The organism is Phyllobacterium sp. T2-21 (genome assembly GCF_055378485.1).
Map to the genome: position 1 here is coordinate 1,871,146 of NZ_AP027912.1, position 17,186 is coordinate 1,888,331.

Consider the following 17,186-nt stretch of genomic DNA (forward strand, 5'->3'; position numbering starts at 1 on the left):
TGAGATGCGCTTGCAATCAGAACGGATTTTGCCATGTCACATATCCCGGTCTACGTCTATTTTATCTTCATTGCATTGCTGTGGGTCGGGGTTACGCGCTGCTTCCGGCGCACGATCCGCATCCGGCGGCTTCTCATCATGCCCCTGTTGTTTGCGGCTCTCGGTTTTCGCGGGTTCTTCGGCCTGTTTCCGCATCCGGCGGATCGGGACATTCTTGCCGCGCTGCTGGGACTCGCCATCGGGCTGGCGCTCGGCTGGCATCACGCCCGCCGCTGGACCATCGCCATCGACCAGCAGGCCGGACAGATCACCGTGCCGGGTGACATCATGATGTTCGCGATTATCCTTGCCAGCTTCGCCTTCGAATTCACCCTGCATTACGGCATCGAATCCCATGCTGCATGGGTTGCCGCTTGGCCGGTCCAGCCGATTGCCGCGGGTGTCTGGGCGTGGTTTCTCGGCATGACCGCAGGACGCAATGTCAACCTTGCACTGCGGTATCGCGACCAGCAGGCAGTGCCGGTTCCAGAGGCATCTTGAACGCGCGTTTTCGGGGTTTGCCGGCCGGAATGATCAAGCTTTTACCCGGTCCGTGAAAATCTGCCCAGGAACTGGGAAATTGCAGCGAAATCGCTGCGCACAAGTGTGAATTTCGGTCGAATTTTCGGAAAATCCGCTAGTTTTTCCCGCATATCCTGTCAAACATTGGCGCGACGCGAAAACAGCGTTTGGGGTATCGCAGCCGCAGGGTTGCTGGGGAGGTTTAAATGGACAGTTTCTTGGCGGGCCTGAAGGCTGCCGTCGACACGATGGGGCCGACGGTCCTCTTGCCGATCGTTATTTTCATCATTGCCGTGGTGCTTGGCGCCAAGGTGGGGCGCGCGTTCCGTGCAGCCGTCACCATCGGCGTTGCCTTTATCGGTATCAATCTGGTGCTCGGGCTGATGCTGACATCGATTGGCGATGTCGCCAAGGCGATCGTCACCAATACCGGCATTCAGCGCGATATCGTCGATGTGGGTTGGCCGTCGGCCGCTGCCATCGCCTTCGGATCGTCCGTCGGCCTGTGGGTGATTCCCATCGGCATCGCGGTCAATATCGTGCTGCTTTTGACGCGCATGACCCGCACGCTGAACGTCGACGTGTGGAATTTCTGGCACTTTGCCTTCATCGGCTCGCTCGCCGTCGCGGCCACCGACAGCCTGGCCTACGGCCTGATCGTCGCGGCGCTGATGGTCGCACTCTGCCTGCTCTTTGCCGACTGGTCGGCCAAGGCCGTGCAGCAGTTCTATGGCATTCCCGGCATTTCCGTGCCGCATCTGGCCTCAGCGCAAATCCTGCCGATTGCCATCGTCTTGAACTGGATCATCGAACGGATTCCCGGCATCAACAAGATCGAGATCAACACCGAAACCTTCGAAAAGCGCTTCGGCGTCTTCGGTGAGCCGGTCATTCTCGGCCTGATCATCGGTCTCGTGCTGGGCGTGATCGCTTATTACAACGCCGGGGATTTCGGCGTGGTTCTCAGCAAGGTGCTGCAGACCGGCATGACCTTGGCTGCCGTGATGCTGCTGCTGCCGCGCATGGTCAAGATATTGATGGAAGGGCTTCTGCCGGTTTCCGATGCGGCACAGGCCTTCGTCAAGAAGCGGACGGGCGACAGGGAATTGCTGGTCGGGCTTGATTCGGCAATTCTGATCGGTCATCCCGCGGCGATCTCTTCGTCACTGATCCTGGTGCCGATTGCCATCATCCTCTCGGTGATCCTGCCGGGCAACCGCGTCATTCTTTTTGCCGATCTCGCGGTTATTCCGTTCGTCGTCGCCATGACAGCGCCGCTGTTGAAGGGGAATGTCTTCCGCATGGTCATTGTCGGCACCTTCACGCTGGCTGTAGGCTTCTACGTCGCCAACGCGCTGGCACCGCTGTTCACCAGCGCGGCCCAGTCGTCCGGCTTCAAGATGCCGGCCAATGCGGTGCAGATCACCAGCGTCGTCGACGGGTTCCTGTGGGTGTCCTATGCGGTGATCGCTGCGATCCGCGGTCTCGGCGCGGCGGGTCTTGGTGTCATTGCTATCGTCATCGCCGGTGCCTTCTGGGCCTATCACCGCAACACCGCCGCATGGGAACGTGCCGCCGGTGCCGATGAAAACGCCGACAAGACTGCCTGACAAGACGTGTACTGGAGTAAGTGAATGGCGAAAGCCCTGATGAACTATCTCGATCCCGGGGCGATTATCCTTGGGGTCGAGGCCGGGAATGATCAGGACGTGATCCGGATCCTTTCCGATCGTTTGCACAGCCTGGGTTATGTGAAGCCGAGCTTTGCCGCGGCGGTGCTTGCCCGCGAGGCGGCGCTGCCCACCGGCTTGCCGCTGGGGTTGGACAACAATGTTGCCATTCCCCACACGGACCCGGAACATGTGCTGAAACCGGGCCTCGCCATGGCGACGCTGTGCAGACCGGTGGCCTTTTGCAATATGGAGGACCCGGAGGAAAAACTGCAGGTCAGCGTGGTTTTTCTGATGGCCCTCAACGACAAGGACCAGCAGATTGAAATGCTGCAGGAAATCGCCTTGACCATTCAGTCGGCGGATACGATCTCCGCCCTGATGCGATCCACCACTGTTGACGATGTGACCCGGCTTTTGGCCTGATGCGCCATCCGGGATGAAGAGGGACCAATGACCAAACAAAAGACTGTACTTTTCGCCTGCGGAACCGGTATCGCGACGTCGACCGTCGTCGCTCACGCGGTGGAGGACGCGCTGAAGGAACGCGGCATTACCTTCAATTCACGCCAGTGCAAGGCGACCGAGGTAGCCAGCCAGATCGATGATGTCGACCTTGTCGTCACCACGACCCAGTTGCCGAAGGATCTCGGCAAGCCGGTGATCACGACGCTCGCCTTCCTCACCGGCATCGGCAAGGCCGAGGCGCTCGACAAGATCGAGGCGGCATTGCGCGATTAACGAAGCGCTTACCATATCGATGCAAATCGCCGCCGTCTGACCCGTCAGGCGGCGGTTTCTGTTTATAACCGTCGTGCCGGGCAAAACCCGGCCCATTGCCGCCGCAGTGCCCCGTCAGTTGTCCCTCTGACCATTGATCCGAAGGAGTGCCCATGCGTATCGCGACGACCCTGTTTCTCTCCCTCGCCATGAGCTGCGCCGCCAATGCCGCCGATCTCATCACTTTCTGGGATACGCCGCAGCATGGCGGCAACAGTTTCAATCGCTTGCCGCCGGACCAGGCCTATTTCGACGCCTTGAAGAAATATGGCGCAAGCTGGGTGCGGCTCTCCTACGACAAGTGGAAGCCGGCGAGACGGGATTTTCTCATCGGCGATGCCGATCACTATGAAGGCATTCCCGCAGCCGATCTTGCCACGCTGAGGGCGACGCTCGACCGCGCTGATAAGGCCGGCCTCAAGGTCGTCATCACGCCGCTGTCCCTGCCATCCATGCGCTGGTCGCAGAACAACAACGGCACGTTCGATGACCGGCTCTGGCAGGACAAGGCAAAATGGCAGGAAGCCGCGCAGTTCTGGCGGGATCTGGCGACCGCCCTGAAGGATCATCCGGCCATTGCGGCCTACAATATCATCAACGAGCCCGCGCCGGAGAAGATGGGCGGTATTGCCGAACATGCCAGTGTTGCGGACATGCAGGCCTGGTACGGCAAGCAGAAGGGCGGCTCGCGCGACCTGATCGCCTTCTACAACACGGTGATCGCCGAAATCCGCAAGGTCGATCCCGTCACACCTGTCATGGCGGATGCCGGGTGGTATGCGGCTGCCGATGCCTTCAGCTACTGGCCGACACCGCTCGATGACACGAAGGTCGTTTACAGCTTCCACATGTACGAACCCTACGAAGCAACAAGCGCGCCGAATATCAAGCGGAAGAAGCCCTATGCCTATCCGGGCGAGGTTCCCTATGCCGGATCAACGGTGACATGGAATGCGCAGAAAGTTGCCGATTACCTCGCCAAGCCGGTCGACTGGGCAAAAGCGCATCATATCCCGCTCAACCGGCTGGCTGCAGGCGAATATGGCTGCATGCGCATGCTTGCGGGTTGCAAGGCCTATCTCGAGGATGTCTTGACCGTGCTCGATAAAGACAGGCTGCACTGGGCTTTTTACAGTTTCCGTGAGGACAGCTGGGACGGCATGGACTACGAGCTTGGATCGGAAAAGGTGAACTGGAAGTACTGGGAAGCCATCGATGCCAACGAGCCGGATCCGGTCAAGCGCAAGGCCACGCCGGAATTCGAACCCATCCGTAAGCGCCTTCAGCCGTAACGCAGCCTATTCGGCCGGTTGCAGGGCGGGGCGGTCCGCCTGGCGCTCTTCAATCGGCCAATGCACGATGGCGGCGAAAATCCCGAGGACGACACTCAGCCACCACACGGGGTTGTAGCTGCCGAAGTGATCGTAGAGATAGCCGCCCAGCCAGACACCGAGGAAAGAGCCGATCTGGTGCGACAAGAACACGATACCGCCGAGCATGCCGAGATAGCGCGTGCCGAACATGATGGCGACCAGCGCATTGGTCGGCGGTACGGTTGAAAGCCACATCAGCCCCATCACGATGGCAAACACCACGACGGATGCGCCGGTCTGCGGCAGCAGCAGGAACGCCGCCACCAGCACCGAGCGGCCGATATAGAGATAGGCGAGGAATTTCGGCTTGGAGTAACGCTGGCTGATGACGCCGGATGCCAGCGAACCGATCACGTTGAAAAAGCCGATCAGGGCCAGCGCCAGCACCGCATATTTGGCATCGATGCCGATATCGCTGATATAGGCGGGAAAATGCGCGGTGATGAACGCCAGCTGGAAGCCGCAGACGAAAAAGCCTGTCGTCAGCAGCACATAGCTTCTGTGGCCGAGCGCTTCGCGCAGGGCTTCGCCCATCGATTGCTTGTACTGTGCCTCGCTGACACGGCCGCTGGTGGAATTGCCGCGCAGCGGGATGGCGAGAAGCGGCACGATCAGCATGGCGATGCCGAGATAGACCAGCGCATCGGACCAGCCGAAACGCTCGATCAGCGCAAGGCTGAGCGGCGAAAACACGAACATGCCGGCGGAACCCGCTGCGGTGCCGAGGCCGAAGACGAAGGTGCGTTTTTCGGCCGAAACATTGCGGGCAAATGCGGAAAGGATCGTTCCAAAGGAACCGGAGGCGATGCCGAGGCCGACAAGAAGGCCGCCGCCGATATAGAGCATGCCGGGTGAGGAAGCCCATGCCATGAGGATCAGCCCGGCGCTGTAGAGGATCGCCGACATCAGCAGGACCCGCCATGTGCCGAATTTGTCGGCGATGGCGCCGAAGAAGGGCTGGCCGATACCCCAGAACAGATTCTGCAAGGCGATGGCCATGCCGAATGTAGTGCGGTCCCAGCCCTTGTCATGCAGCAGCGGCAACTGGAAAAGACCCATGGCCGAGCGTGGGCCGAATGTCATGACCGCGATGAGACAACCGGCGGTGATGATCAGCCACGGTAAGCCCGCAGGCTTTGCTGTGCGCGATTGAATCATGGTCTCTCCCCTTAAATCCAGGAGAGAATTATCCTATTTGTACTCTCAATCAATTGAATAGATGTGAATTGGCACATCAACGCAATTGATACGTTATGGGTCCTTCGATTCCCCGCCGCACATATAGACAAAGGTTTTCCCGATGCGATTTCTTCTGCCACTTCTGGCTTTGGCCACCATTACCCTGGCCGGTTGCGCCAATTCGGGCCGGGTCAGCCCGCTGGTCTTTTGCGACCGGCCAACGGATATCAACGCGAAAATATTCACCGATTGCTCGCCGCGTCTGGGTGGCGACAGCCCGGCCAAACGCGACCGGCAGGACCGCAACTATTACCGCCACCGGGGAACCACGTACTAACCCTCTGAAATAAATCGGGGAAATGCCCTCAAACCGGGCGTTTCCATCGGCTCGCACGTCCTGCGTGACACAGGGAAAACCCGCGCCGGATTGTCTTCGGCGCGTTCATTCCTCCCGCAATCTTTAGCCGATTGTTGAAAATCTGCCCCTTGAAGCCGTGGAAATATTGGCCTATGTATTCAGCGACGGCCTTGCCGTTTTTCTTTTGATCACAAATATGCTCATATTGAGTATAAATGATCGGCAGCAGGCAATCTGAGGAGGTTGCCCTTGGAGGAAAAGACGATGACCAGCACTGCGCGCACCGTAAACGGCCCTATCGCCGGCCCATCCGCAGCGGAACGTTTCGGCGTTCTCACCATGCCGGACCTGTCTTTCACCCCGGAAGTGGCGGCGGAAACCGAACACCTCTACCAGCGGGTTGCGCATCATATTCCCCGCATCGAATGGCCGGTTTACGCGCCCTATGTGGCGGCGATCAACCGGGTGAAGAAGCAGCGCAATGCCGTCATTCTCGCGCATAATTACCAGACGCCGGAAATTTTCCATTGCGTCGCCGACATTGTCGGGGACTCCCTGCAGCTGGCCCGCGAGGCCACGCGTGTCGACGCGGAAATCATCGTCCAGTGCGGCGTGCATTTCATGGCCGAGACCTCGAAACTGCTGAACCCGCAGAAAACCGTTCTTATTCCGGATATGCGAGCCGGCTGTTCGCTGGCTGAATCCATCACCGGCGCCGATGTCCGCCTGCTGCGGGAAACCTATCCCGGCGTGCCGATCGTCACCTATGTCAACACCTCGGCCGAGGTGAAGGCGGAAAGCGATATCTGCTGCACCTCGGCCAATGCCGTAGAGGTGGTCGAGAGCTTTGGCGTTGACCGGGTTCTGTGCATTCCCGATGAATTCCTGGCGCAGAACGTCGCCGCCCAGACGGACGTCAAGATCCTCACCTGGAAGGGCCATTGCGAGGTGCATGAGCGCTTCACCGCCGATGAGCTTCTGGCTTACAGGGTTGCCGATCCGGATATCCAGATCATTGCCCATCCGGAATGCCCGCCGGAAGTCGTGGCCATCGCCGATTATACCGGCTCCACCAGCGGCATGATCAATTATGTGAAGGACCGGAAGCCCGCAAAGGTGCTTCTCGTCACCGAATGCTCGATGGCGTCGAACATCGAGTCGGAGGTGCCCGGGGTGAAGTTCATCAAGCCGTGCAACCTGTGCCCGCACATGAAGCGCATCACGCTGCCGAACATTCTGGAAAGCCTCGCCTACATGCGTGAGGAAATTCACGTCGATCCGCTGGTTGCCGAACGTGCCCGTCTTGCCGTCGAGCGCATGGTGAACCTCAAGAACTGACCTTCAACCCAACGGCCCGGCTGGGCAACAGGGGGTAATTCCGATGAGCGTACCATTCTCCAAGGCCCCGGCGCCGGTTGAGCCGGTGATCATTATCGGTGGCGGTCTGGCCGGCCTGTTTTGCGCGCTGAAGCTTGCGCCGCGTCCCGTCACCATTCTCGCGGCCGCACCCATCGGCCGCGGTGCGTCCTCGGCCTGGGCGCAGGCGGGCATTGCCGCCGCCGTCTCCGAGGGCGATACAACGGACAAGCACGTCGCCGACACGATGGCCGCTGGCGACGGCATCGTGGACGAAAGCATTGCACGTTTGATGGCAACGGAAGCCGCTGCCCGCGTGCATGACCTGCTTGGCTATGGCGTGCCATTCGACCGCGATCTGGAAGGCAAGCTGCAGGTGTCGCGTGAGGCGGCCCATTCGGAAAGCCGCATTGTCCGCGTGCGCGGCGACATGGCGGGCCGCGCCATCATGCAGGCGCTGGTGCACACCGTCGAGAACACCCCGTCCATCCGCGTGATGGAAGGCTATGTGGTGGAAGACATCACCACGGAAAAAGGCGCCGTCACCGGGGTGATTGCCCGCGCCGACGCGGGCCGGGGCGAGAAGATACGCCTTGCATCCCGTTCGGTCGTCATCGCCACGGGCGGCATCGGTCATCTCTATGCGGTCACCACCAATCCGTCCGAGGCGCGCGGCGAGGGCATCGGCATGGCGGCGCGTGCGGGTGCCATGATGGCCGATATGGAGTTCGTGCAGTTTCACCCGACGGCGCTCGATGTGCACAAGGACCCGGCGCCGCTGGCAACCGAAGCATTGCGCGGCCATGGCGCGACACTGATCAACCGCAATGGCGAGCGCTTCATGCTGAAAATCGACAGCGATGGCGAACTTGCCCCGCGCGATGTGGTGGCGCGCGGCATCTATGCCGAAGTCATGGCGGGGCGGGGCGCCTGGCTCGACTGCACCACGGCGGTCGGCGCGGCGTTCCCCGAGGAATTTCCGACGGTGTACCGCTATTGCCGCGACGCCGGCATCGATCCCGTGACCCAGCCCATACCCGTTATTCCCGCCGCCCACTATTTCATGGGCGGTATCCTCACCGATGCCGACGGGCGCACCTCGATTGACGGCCTCTGGGCCTGCGGCGAATGCACCTCCACGGGTGCCCATGGCGCCAACCGCCTCGCATCCAATTCGCTGTTGGAGGCAGTCGTGTTCTCTGCCCGCATCGCTGCCAAAATCGGCAGGGACGGCGCGAAACCGGTCGATAACTGGTCGGCCGGATCGGTCGACCGCGATGACCTGCAGACCGAAGGCGACAGTTCCGCCATGGCGACGTTGCGCAGGACCATGAGCGCCAGCTTCGGGGTGATCCGCAACGGCGAGGACATGCGCGCCGGGCTGAAGGCCATTCTCGCCCTTGAACGGACCAACCGCGATCCGGCATTGCGCAATGTGCTGGCCACCGCCAAGCTGGTGGCGGTCAGTGCCCTTCGGCGCGAGGAAAGCCGCGGCGGCCATTTCCGCACCGATTTTCCCGAAAAACGCCGGGAATGGCAGCACCGGACATTTCTGACACTGGACGATGCGCAGGCCTATGTCGGCGACATGATGGAACGCGCCTAGGCGCAGGTGGAGAGAGCTGATGAATATGTCTCAGAAAGCAACCGTAGCGCAGAAGGCGTTTCCCCCATCATTGCCGGGACTGCTGATCGACGACGCCGTGCGTGCCGCCCTGCTCGAAGACCTCGGGCGCGCCGGTGATCTGACCACCAATGCCACGCTTCCCGAGGAGGCGACCGCCAAGGCGGTTCTGTCCAGCCGCGAGGCCGGCGTGATCTGCGGCATGGAATTTGCCCGCAAGGCCTTCATCCTGATCAATCCCGACGTGACATTCACCGCCCTGGTCAAGGACGGCGTGCGGGTGAAACCCGGCGACATCATCGCCATTGTCGAAGGCAATGCCCGCGCCATCCTGTCGGCCGAGCGCGTGGCGCTCAATTTCCTGATGCATCTGAGCGGAATCTCCAGTTATACCGCCCGCTTTGCCGACCTGATCGCCCATACCCATGCCAGGGTGTGCGACACGCGCAAGACCATTCCCGGCATGCGGACTTTCGCCAAATATGCGGTGAAGTGCGGCGGCGGCTCCAACCACCGCTTCGGCCTTGATGACGCGATCCTGATCAAGGACAACCACATTGCCGTTGCGGGCGGTGTCGCCAAGGCCATTCTGGCCGCGCGGGCCTATGCCGGACATCTCGTCAAGATCGAGGTGGAGGTGGATGGCCTCGACCAGTTCGATGAGGCATTGTCCGTCAATGCCGATGTGATTCTTCTTGATAATATGGGGCCGGAACTGCTTGAAAAGGCGGTGAAAATCAATGCAGGCCGCGCCAGGCTTGAAGCATCGGGCAATATTGCGTTTGATACGATCAAGGCCATCGCCGAAACCGGCGTCGATTACATCTCGACCTCTAAGATCACCATGGCAGCGCCAACGCTGGATATCGGACTGGACATAGAACTGAAATGAAAGTCATCGCCACCATCGCCGAGCTGCGCGCCGCCCTCAAGGCGGAACGATTGAAGGGCCGGAGCATCGGTCTCGTGCCGACCATGGGCTATCTGCACATCGGCCACATGACGCTGGTGCGCCACGCGCGCGCCGCCTGCGATGTGACTGTCGTGTCGATCTTCGTCAATCCGACCCAGTTCGGTCCCAACGAGGACCTGTCCACCTATCCCCGGGACATGGCCGGAGATCTCGCCAAGCTGAAAGCGGAAGGCGTCGATTATGTCTTCACGCCGGAGGTGGCCGAAATCTACCGGGCGGGCGCCCACACCATCGTCGAAAATCCGGTTCTCTCGCGGATTCTGATCGGCAAGATCAGGCCCGGCCATTTCCGCGGTGTCAGCACGGTTGTGACGAAACTGTTCAACATCGTGCAGCCGGACCACGCCTTCTTCGGCGAGAAGGATTATCAGCAACTGACCATCATCCGCCGTATGGTCGCCGATCTCGACATGCCCGTCGTCATCACCGGCGTGGCAACGGTGCGCGAAGCGGATGGCGTCGCCTGCTCCTCGCGCAATGCCATGCTGACGCCGGAACATCGCAAGGCGGCGGCGATCCTGCCGCGCTCGCTCGATCTTGCCGATGCGATGGTGGCAAAAGGGCAGCGTTCGGTGGCGGCCATCCGCAATGCCGTGCGCACGGCGCTGGAAACGGAAAAGCAGGGCGACGTCGAAGCTGTCGATATCCGTGACGCCCAGACGCTCGATCCCGTCTCGGGTAAATTCAAACAGCCCGTGGTCATCCTGCTCACGGTGCGCTTCGGCAAGGTGCGGCTGATCGACCAGCGCGTGATCGGCTGACAACAACGCGAGGGGAGCGCATCCAGATGAGCCAGGAAATCGTCATTCGCCGGGTTACGGCGCCGGAAATCCGTGCACGCAAGGGCGGCGAACCCATCGTAGCGCTGACCTCCTATCACGCCAACACGGCCCGCATCGTCGACAATCATGCGGATATTCTCCTCGTCGGCGACAGTCTCGGCATGGTGCTCTACGCCATGGACTCCACGCTTGGCGTGTCGCTCGACATGATGATCATGCACGGCAAGGCTGTCGTGCGCGGTTCGAAACGTGGCATGGTTGTCGTCGACATGCCCTTCGGCAGTTACGAGGAAAGCCCTGCCGTGGCGTTCCGCAACGCGGCACGGGTGATGCAGGAAACCGGCTGCGGCGCCATCAAGATCGAAGGTGGCGTGCGCATGGCCGAGACCATCCGCTTTCTCACCGAACGCGGCATTCCTGTGATGGCGCATATCGGCCTGACGCCGCAGTCGATCAACACGCTGGGCGGCTTCAAGACGCAAGGGCGTGACACGGCGCTGTGGCCGCTGATCAAGGCGGATGCCAAGGCGGTCAGCGATGCCGGCGCGTTTTCGGTGGTGCTGGAAGGCATCGTCGAGCCGCTCGCCGCCGAGATTTCCCGGGAAATCCCCATTCCGACCGTCGGCATCGGCGGGTCGAAAGAATGCGACGGGCAGATTCTCGTGCTGGAGGACATGCTGGGTTACAACCCCAAGCCGCCCAAATTCGTCAAAGTCTACGGTACAGTCGGCGCCGGTATCGACGCGGCGGTGAAAGCCTATGCGGATGATGTCCGCGCACGGGCATTCCCGGGTGACGAGAACGTATATCTGCTGAAGTAAGCTCCGCTTACCCCTTCCGCTCCATATCGGCGCCCTGCCAATATTCCATCGTGGCCGACTTGTCATAGCCTTCGCCGGTCAGGCGGACGCTGACCCGGCCGGTCTCCGGATAGACGATCACGTCATGCGGGTTCTTCTCACCGATGATGAGGAAGCGGCAGGGCTCGCTGCTGTGGTTGTAGAAGGAATGTCCGGCCTTCTGGCCCGCGGGAAAACACATGTAATCGCCGGCTTTGACCAGATAGGTCTTGTCGCCGAGCTTCAGGGTCATCTCGCCCGCGACGATCAGCGCCTGCTCTTCCTCCAGCATGTGATAATGGTTGAGGCTGGACTCCATGCCCGGCGCCAGTTCCTCCATCGCAACGCCGACATGGCTGGCACCGCCGAAGGCAGAGAGATAGCGGAAGCGCGAGCCGTAACGGCTGCCTTCCGACCAGCCCTGCCACGGCACGCTTTCCACGGCGAACGGTTCCGCAATGCCTTCGGCGTTCACGGCACTGGGTTTGTCGGTCATATCCCCTCCCTATCCGCGCCCGCCGACCCGCAGGCCCGCGACGCTGCGCTCCTCCAATACATTGTGCCGGAACCGGTAAAGCGCAGCGGGGCGGCCGCGCGCCTGTGTCTGTTCGGCCCCGGTCGGCTCGACCAGTTCCGTCCCTTCCACCAGACGGCGGAAATTCTGCTTGTGCAGGTGGCGGCCGGAAATGGCTTCCACGGTTTCCTGCAGCGCGGTAAGCGTGAAGGTCGGCGGCATCAGCTCGAAAACGACGGGACGGTACTTTAGCTTGGCGCGCAGGCGTGAAATCGCCGTTGCCAGGATACGGCGATGGTCGAAACTCATCGGCAGGCCGAGATTGCCTGTGAGGGCAGGCGGATCGGCGCGCCCGTCGCGCACGGCCTCGGTGACGAGACCCGCCTCGTAGAGCAGTTCATAGCGTTCCAGCACCCGCTCTTCGTCCCAGGCGATGCCCTCGTCGCCGAAGGCCAGCCGGAACCGGCTCAGGCGCGCATGCGAGTTGCCCTGTTCTGCCCACTGGCACAATGCAGGGCGAATGGTGTCATCGATCATGGCGGGCTTGCCGCCGCGCCAGTCTTCCCACGGCAGAAATGAATACCAGCTGCGCCAGCGTGCGCCGGATTTGCGCAGCGCTTCCCGGTTGTCATCGGTGATCCGGGTCAGTGCGAGATAACCGACGGAGACGATGTGCAGGTCACGGTCCTCGGCCGTCTTGTGCCGCCCGCGGTCGCCGAATGTGTAGAGCTGCTCGACATAACCGAGGCGCAGCGGCGTCTGCTCCGCCACCCACTCGCGCAGGCCTGTCTCGAAGGTGCGGTGCGCCAGCGGATTGAACGGGCCGAACGGCAATTCATCACGCTGCGCATCGTCGCTGGCCGGTGTCGTCAGGATCAGCGGATCGTTGTCGGCAACCGCGGCGATGGCGGCGCTCAGATTGATTTCGACGGCGTTGGGCGCACCGGTGGTTGTCATGGCTGGACCGCGAGCGGCAGGATGAAGGGGGTGCCTTCAAATGCGTCCTCGCCGCGCCCGATCGCCTTGATCGCGTCGACCATGCGCCCCTTGCGGCCAAGGATGTCGTCGCCGAGGGCAACCAGCCTGCTGTTGGGCGTGGCGGAAGGCGCGTTCCGGCGCAGGGTCTGGGCGAGCCAGACCTCGTCAAGCGCGGGGTTGAGCGCCAGCGCGGTGATATAGGCCCCGGCGGTGGAGCGCGAGATACCGGCATAGCAATGCACGAGCAGCGGCGCCTGCCGGTCCCAATTGCGGCCGAAGGCGATCAGGCTCTGCACGTGCTCGGCACCCGGCGGCGTCATGCCGTCAGCCGGTTCGATGATATCGTTGAAACCGAGAAACAGGTGGCGTGCTTCGGCGATTTCGGCGGGCCGTTCAACCGGGGTGCCCATGTTGATCAGGGTCACCATGTCCCGTGCGCCGGACCGTGTTGCCGTTTCGGCAAGCCGGGAAAGGGGAGTGACGATGATATGCGGCATGGCTGGCCCTTATGTCTGGTGGCGTAGTGATTCCAATACAGCAAAACGCTGCAAAAAGGCATTCTGCGCATTCTGGGTGGCCATGGCCGTCAAGTCGAGACATTGCGGGTCGATTCCGCGCGGACGCCCAAAGAAAAGCACGGCCTCCTTCTCGGCAAAACCGGCAAGCCGCGTCGCCTCGAAATAGGCGGCGACGGCATCGGCACGTTTGATCAGGCTGCGCAGACTTTGCGATACGCTTGGCGGCAGGGAAAAGCGCAGGTGGATGGCCTGCTGCAGGCGCAGCTCGACGCTCTTGTAATCGCCGCCCACCACCGCCTTGAACGGTGAGATCATGTCGCCGATCACATATTCCGGCGCATCGTGCAAAAGTGCTGCCAGCCGGTGCTCGGTGCTTGCATCGGGGACGATCAGGCCGAAGATGTGCTCGACCAGCAGGGAATGCTGCGCCACCGAATAGGCGTGGTCGCCGACGGTCTGGCCGTTCCAGCGCGCCACGCGTGACAGGCCCTGCGCGATATCCTCGATTTCGATGTCGAGCGGCGAGGGGTCAAGCAGGTCGAGCCTGCGGCCCGACAGCATGCGCTGCCATGCCCGCGTTTCGTTGCTCTGTCTGGTTTTAGCTGCTGCCGGTTTCGGCATGGATTCTCCCGCTCAGGCCCCTTCGGTCGTCACGGGAAATGTAAAGCGGTGTTCGGGCGGAATGGCAAGGGTGAGAACCGCATCTCCTGACAGGATCGGTGTGCCCGCATCCATGGCGTCCTTGACACGGTCGATGCGCACCAGCGCCAGCGCTGCATTGCCGACAGTGCTGCCCAGCGTGCCGATCTCGCGGCCGTTGGCGGTAATGGCCGTACCCGTTTCAGGCAGGCTGGCATTGCCCGAGGCAATCAGAATGCGCCGGCGCGCCGTGCCGCGGTGCTGCATGCGCGAGACCACCTCCTGGCCGATGAAGCAGCCCTTTTTGAAGGACACACCGGAGGTCTGGTCGAGATTGACATCATGCGGAAACGCATCGCCAAGCGCATAGTCGAGCGGCGCTTCCGCCACGCCGTGGGCAATGCGCAGCGCCGTCCATTGCGATTCATCCGCCGTCGGTGCGGTTTCCCCGCCGTACTGGCGGCGGACATTCACGGCATCGGGAAAGCGGCGGTCCTGCACACCTGAATCATTGGCTGAAGCACCTGACTCATTGTGCCATGAAACCCGGACAACCGATTCAGGCCGCAGGGTAATTTGCACCTTGGCACGCAGCTTGTAGAGCGTCAGTCTTTTCTGGAGATCGGCGACCGAGGTTTGCAGCGTATCGAGCACGAGACCTTCCACTGATCGGGAGACAAGGAACTCGAACAGGATCTTGCCCTGCGGGCTCAGCAGCGCGCCGGGTTTGAGATCGCCTTCGCTGAGGGTGTCGAGATCGGTGGTGATCAGGTTCTGCAGGAACTTTTCCGCATCGTCTCCGGTTATGTCGAGAACCGCTCTGCCGCTTAAGTTTGCCGATGCCATCATATCACCCTTGCCTTTGCTGTCCCCGTTACGTAAGCCGCAAGGGAAGGGTTCGCAAGGCAGGAATGGAAAGCAGATGGCTCAGACGTTCGATACGATTTTCAGAAGCGGAATGGTTGTCAATCAGGATGGTGTCGGATTGCGCGACATCGGCATCACCAATGGCCGCATTGCCGCCATCGGCAATCTCGGCGGTGCCTCCGCCGGCGAGATCATCGATGCGACCGGCCTGCACATTCTGCCCGGTGTTGTCGACAGCCAGGTGCATTTCCGCGAGCCCGGCCTCGAGCACAAGGAAGATCTGGAAAGCGGTTCGCGCTCGGCCGTCCTCGGCGGTGTCACCGCCGTCTTCGAAATGCCCAATACCAAACCTCTGACCACGTCGGCGGAAACGCTGGAAGACAAGGTGCGGCGCGGCAATCACCGCATGCATTGCGATTTCGCTTTCTGGGTCGGCGGCACGCGCGACAATGCGAAAGACGTGGCCGAACTGGAACGTCTGCCCGGCGCTGCAGGCATCAAGGTGTTCATGGGCTCGTCCACCGGCGATCTCCTGGTCGAGGATGACGAAGGCGTGGCTTCCATCCTGCGCAACACCCGCCGCCGCGCCGCCTTCCACTCCGAGGACGAGTTCCGCCTGCGCGAGCGCGAAAGCTATCGCATTGCCGGCGATCCCGCCTCGCACCCGGTCTGGCGCGATGAAATCGCCGCGCTCCAGTGCACCGAGCGGCTTGTGCGCATTGCGCGCCAAACCGGCGCGCGCATCCATGTCCTGCATATTTCCACGGCGGAAGAAATCGATTTCCTCGCCGCGCACAAGGATGTGGCCAGCTGCGAGGCAACGCCGCATCATCTGACGCTGGATGCCAGCCAGTATGCCACGCTGGGAACGCTGATCCAGATGAACCCGCCGGTGCGCGATGCGCGCCACCGCGACGGCATCTGGAAGGGCATCGGACAGGGCATTGTCGACGTGCTCGGCTCCGACCATGCGCCGCACACGCTGGAAGAAAAGGCAAAGCCCTATCCGGCATCGCCGTCGGGCATGACCGGCGTGCAGACGCTGGTGCCGATCATGCTGGATCACGTCAATGCCGGGCGCCTGTCGATCGAGCGGTTTGTCGACCTGAGTTCGCACGGCCCCAACCGCCTGTTCGGCATGGCGCGCAAGGGCCGCATTGCCGTCGGTTATGACGCGGATCTGACCATCGTCGACATGAAGCGGCGCGAAACCATCACCAATGCGCAGGTCGGTTCAAAGGCCGGCTGGACGCCCTATGACGGCAGGATCGTCACCGGCTGGCCCGTCGGCACTATCGTGCGCGGTATCAAGGTCATGTGGGACGGCGAAATCGTCACGCCGTCGCAGGGCGAGCCGGTGCTGTTTGGCGAAGCGCTCGGTCAGGGCAGGTAAATCTGCGCCTTCATGAAGGTGACCGCCGATCCTGAAATGAGAACGCGGTCGCCTTTGAGTTCGCACAGGAGGTGCCCGCCGCGGTTGGAGCGCTGGAAGGCGGAAAGGTTCTGCTTGCCCAGCTTCTGCGCCCAGTAGGGCACCAGCGTCGCGTGAATGGAGCCGGTGACCGGGTCTTCCGGGATGCCGGCGAGCGGCGCAAAGTAGCGCGAGACGAAATCGTGCTCATTGCCCTTTGCCGTGATCACCAGGCTGAGCGGATCGAGTTTCAGGATTGCGGGCAGATCAGGCACGAACTCCACGACCGCCCGTTCATCGGCAAGTTCGACGAACATGTTTTCGAAATTGCGAAACGCCTTGACCTCGCCCGTGCCGAAGATGGCCCTCAACGGCGCTGGAATTTCGCTCAGGATTTCAGGCGGAAAACTCGGAAAATCAAGCTGATAGCCGTCATTGCTGCGATCGACGCGCAAGGTGCCGACCTGCGTCTCAAACACCAGCTGGCCGTCAATGCCCATCTCATGCGCGAGCACGTGCGAGGTCGCCAGCGTGGCATGGCCGCAGAACGGCGCCTCGTGCACCGGGGTAAACCAGCGCAGGTCCCATCCCCTGCCGTTGGGCCGCACGAATGCCGTCTCAGCCAGATTGTTCTCGGCGGCAATGTTCTGCATGGTTGCCTCGGGCAGCCAGTCGTCTAGCACCAGAACGGCGGCCGGATTGCCGCGGAAAAGCGCGCTGGTGAAAGCATCGACCTGATACATTGTGAATTCTGGCATGGGATG

The 17,186-nt window shown here is 61.6% G+C and carries 19 protein-coding genes; 12 read left to right on the forward strand and 7 right to left on the reverse strand.

The features are described 5' to 3' along the window. Nucleotides 1–33: 33 nt before the first annotated feature. The 5 genes from ACZ5FP_RS09335 (at nt 34) to ACZ5FP_RS09355 (ending at nt 4,303) form a co-directional block, all read left to right on the forward strand. Nucleotides 34–540, forward strand: coding sequence for a CcdC protein domain-containing protein (locus ACZ5FP_RS09335; RefSeq protein WP_464659725.1), 507 nt, complete (start codon nt 34–36; stop codon nt 538–540). Nucleotides 541–767: 227 nt separating this feature from the next. Next, nucleotides 768–2,171, forward strand: a complete 1,404-nt coding sequence (locus tag ACZ5FP_RS09340) for a PTS galactitol transporter subunit IIC (RefSeq protein ID WP_464659727.1) — start codon at nt 768–770, stop codon at nt 2,169–2,171. A gap of 24 nt (nt 2,172–2,195) precedes the next feature. Further along, nucleotides 2,196–2,657: a PTS sugar transporter subunit IIA gene (locus tag ACZ5FP_RS09345; protein ID WP_223611292.1), complete on the forward strand. Its 462-nt coding sequence runs from the start codon at nt 2,196–2,198 to the stop codon at nt 2,655–2,657. A 27-nt stretch (nt 2,658–2,684) separates the two neighbouring features. After that, the gene (locus ACZ5FP_RS09350; protein ID WP_464659729.1) at nt 2,685–2,972 is read left to right on the forward strand and encodes a PTS sugar transporter subunit IIB; all 288 of its coding nucleotides are present in this window, start codon (nt 2,685–2,687) and stop codon (nt 2,970–2,972) included. Between the two features lie 152 nt (nt 2,973–3,124). After that, nucleotides 3,125–4,303 (forward strand): glycoside hydrolase family 5 protein, encoded by a 1,179-nt coding sequence (locus tag ACZ5FP_RS09355; RefSeq protein ID WP_464659730.1) that lies wholly within the window; start codon nt 3,125–3,127, stop codon nt 4,301–4,303. Nucleotides 4,304–4,309: 6 nt separating this feature from the next. On the opposite strand, the gene ACZ5FP_RS09360 is transcribed toward ACZ5FP_RS09355, so the two are convergent. Next, nucleotides 4,310–5,542: an MFS transporter gene (locus ACZ5FP_RS09360; protein ID WP_464659731.1), complete on the reverse strand. Its 1,233-nt coding sequence runs from the start codon at nt 5,540–5,542 to the stop codon at nt 4,310–4,312. Between the two features lie 142 nt (nt 5,543–5,684). Here ACZ5FP_RS09360 and ACZ5FP_RS09365 point away from each other — a divergent pair, with 142 nt between their 5' ends. The 6 genes from ACZ5FP_RS09365 (at nt 5,685) to panB (ending at nt 11,477) form a co-directional block, all read left to right on the forward strand. Then, nucleotides 5,685–5,900: a hypothetical protein gene (locus ACZ5FP_RS09365; protein WP_223611288.1), complete on the forward strand. Its 216-nt coding sequence runs from the start codon at nt 5,685–5,687 to the stop codon at nt 5,898–5,900. Between the two features lie 285 nt (nt 5,901–6,185). Next, a complete protein-coding gene (nadA, locus tag ACZ5FP_RS09370; protein WP_464659733.1) occupies nt 6,186–7,259 on the forward strand; it encodes a quinolinate synthase NadA in 1,074 nt (357 codons plus the stop codon). A 43-nt stretch (nt 7,260–7,302) separates the two neighbouring features. Continuing rightward, nucleotides 7,303–8,883: an L-aspartate oxidase gene (locus tag ACZ5FP_RS09375; protein ID WP_464659735.1), complete on the forward strand. Its 1,581-nt coding sequence runs from the start codon at nt 7,303–7,305 to the stop codon at nt 8,881–8,883. A gap of 19 nt (nt 8,884–8,902) precedes the next feature. After that, nucleotides 8,903–9,793, forward strand: coding sequence for a carboxylating nicotinate-nucleotide diphosphorylase (nadC, locus tag ACZ5FP_RS09380; protein ID WP_464659737.1), 891 nt, complete (start codon nt 8,903–8,905; stop codon nt 9,791–9,793). Further along, the gene (panC, locus tag ACZ5FP_RS09385) at nt 9,790–10,635 is read left to right on the forward strand and encodes a pantoate--beta-alanine ligase (protein WP_464659739.1); all 846 of its coding nucleotides are present in this window, start codon (nt 9,790–9,792) and stop codon (nt 10,633–10,635) included. The genes nadC and panC overlap by 4 nt, the downstream gene beginning before the upstream one ends. 26 nt (nt 10,636–10,661) lie before the next feature. Next, nucleotides 10,662–11,477, forward strand: coding sequence for a 3-methyl-2-oxobutanoate hydroxymethyltransferase (panB, locus tag ACZ5FP_RS09390; protein ID WP_464659740.1), 816 nt, complete (start codon nt 10,662–10,664; stop codon nt 11,475–11,477). Between the two features lie 7 nt (nt 11,478–11,484). Here the strand turns inward: panB and ACZ5FP_RS09395 are convergent, their stop codons facing one another. Genes ACZ5FP_RS09395 through ygfZ form a run of 5 tightly spaced genes read right to left on the reverse strand, consistent with a single transcriptional unit; the run spans nt 11,485 to nt 14,990 of the window. Then, nucleotides 11,485–11,991 carry a cupin domain-containing protein gene (locus ACZ5FP_RS09395; protein WP_464659742.1) on the reverse strand — a complete coding sequence of 169 codons (507 nt, stop codon included), beginning with the start codon at nt 11,989–11,991 and terminating at the stop codon, nt 11,485–11,487. Nucleotides 11,992–12,000: 9 nt separating this feature from the next. Then, on the reverse strand, nt 12,001–12,966 hold the full coding sequence (locus ACZ5FP_RS09400; RefSeq protein WP_223611280.1) for an NUDIX hydrolase: 966 nt from the start codon (nt 12,964–12,966) through the stop codon (nt 12,001–12,003). Next, on the reverse strand, nt 12,963–13,484 hold the full coding sequence (locus ACZ5FP_RS09405; RefSeq protein ID WP_464659744.1) for a tyrosine phosphatase family protein: 522 nt from the start codon (nt 13,482–13,484) through the stop codon (nt 12,963–12,965). The genes ACZ5FP_RS09400 and ACZ5FP_RS09405 overlap by 4 nt, the downstream gene beginning before the upstream one ends. A gap of 9 nt (nt 13,485–13,493) precedes the next feature. Continuing rightward, nucleotides 13,494–14,126 carry a YfbR-like 5'-deoxynucleotidase gene (locus tag ACZ5FP_RS09410; protein ID WP_464659746.1) on the reverse strand — a complete coding sequence of 211 codons (633 nt, stop codon included), beginning with the start codon at nt 14,124–14,126 and terminating at the stop codon, nt 13,494–13,496. A gap of 12 nt (nt 14,127–14,138) precedes the next feature. After that, on the reverse strand, nt 14,139–14,990 hold the full coding sequence (gene ygfZ, locus ACZ5FP_RS09415) for a CAF17-like 4Fe-4S cluster assembly/insertion protein YgfZ (RefSeq protein WP_464663229.1): 852 nt from the start codon (nt 14,988–14,990) through the stop codon (nt 14,139–14,141). 76 nt (nt 14,991–15,066) lie between these two features. Between ygfZ and ACZ5FP_RS09420 the strand changes: the two genes are divergently transcribed. Continuing rightward, complete coding sequence (locus ACZ5FP_RS09420; protein WP_464659748.1) at nt 15,067–16,404, forward strand: dihydroorotase; 1,338 nt, start codon at nt 15,067–15,069, stop codon at nt 16,402–16,404. On the opposite strand, the gene ACZ5FP_RS09425 is transcribed toward ACZ5FP_RS09420, so the two are convergent. After that, nucleotides 16,392–17,180: a PhzF family phenazine biosynthesis protein gene (locus ACZ5FP_RS09425; RefSeq protein ID WP_464659749.1), complete on the reverse strand. Its 789-nt coding sequence runs from the start codon at nt 17,178–17,180 to the stop codon at nt 16,392–16,394. The two genes, ACZ5FP_RS09420 and ACZ5FP_RS09425, sit on opposite strands and share 13 nt — an antisense overlap. Nucleotides 17,181–17,186: the final 6 nt, after the last annotated feature.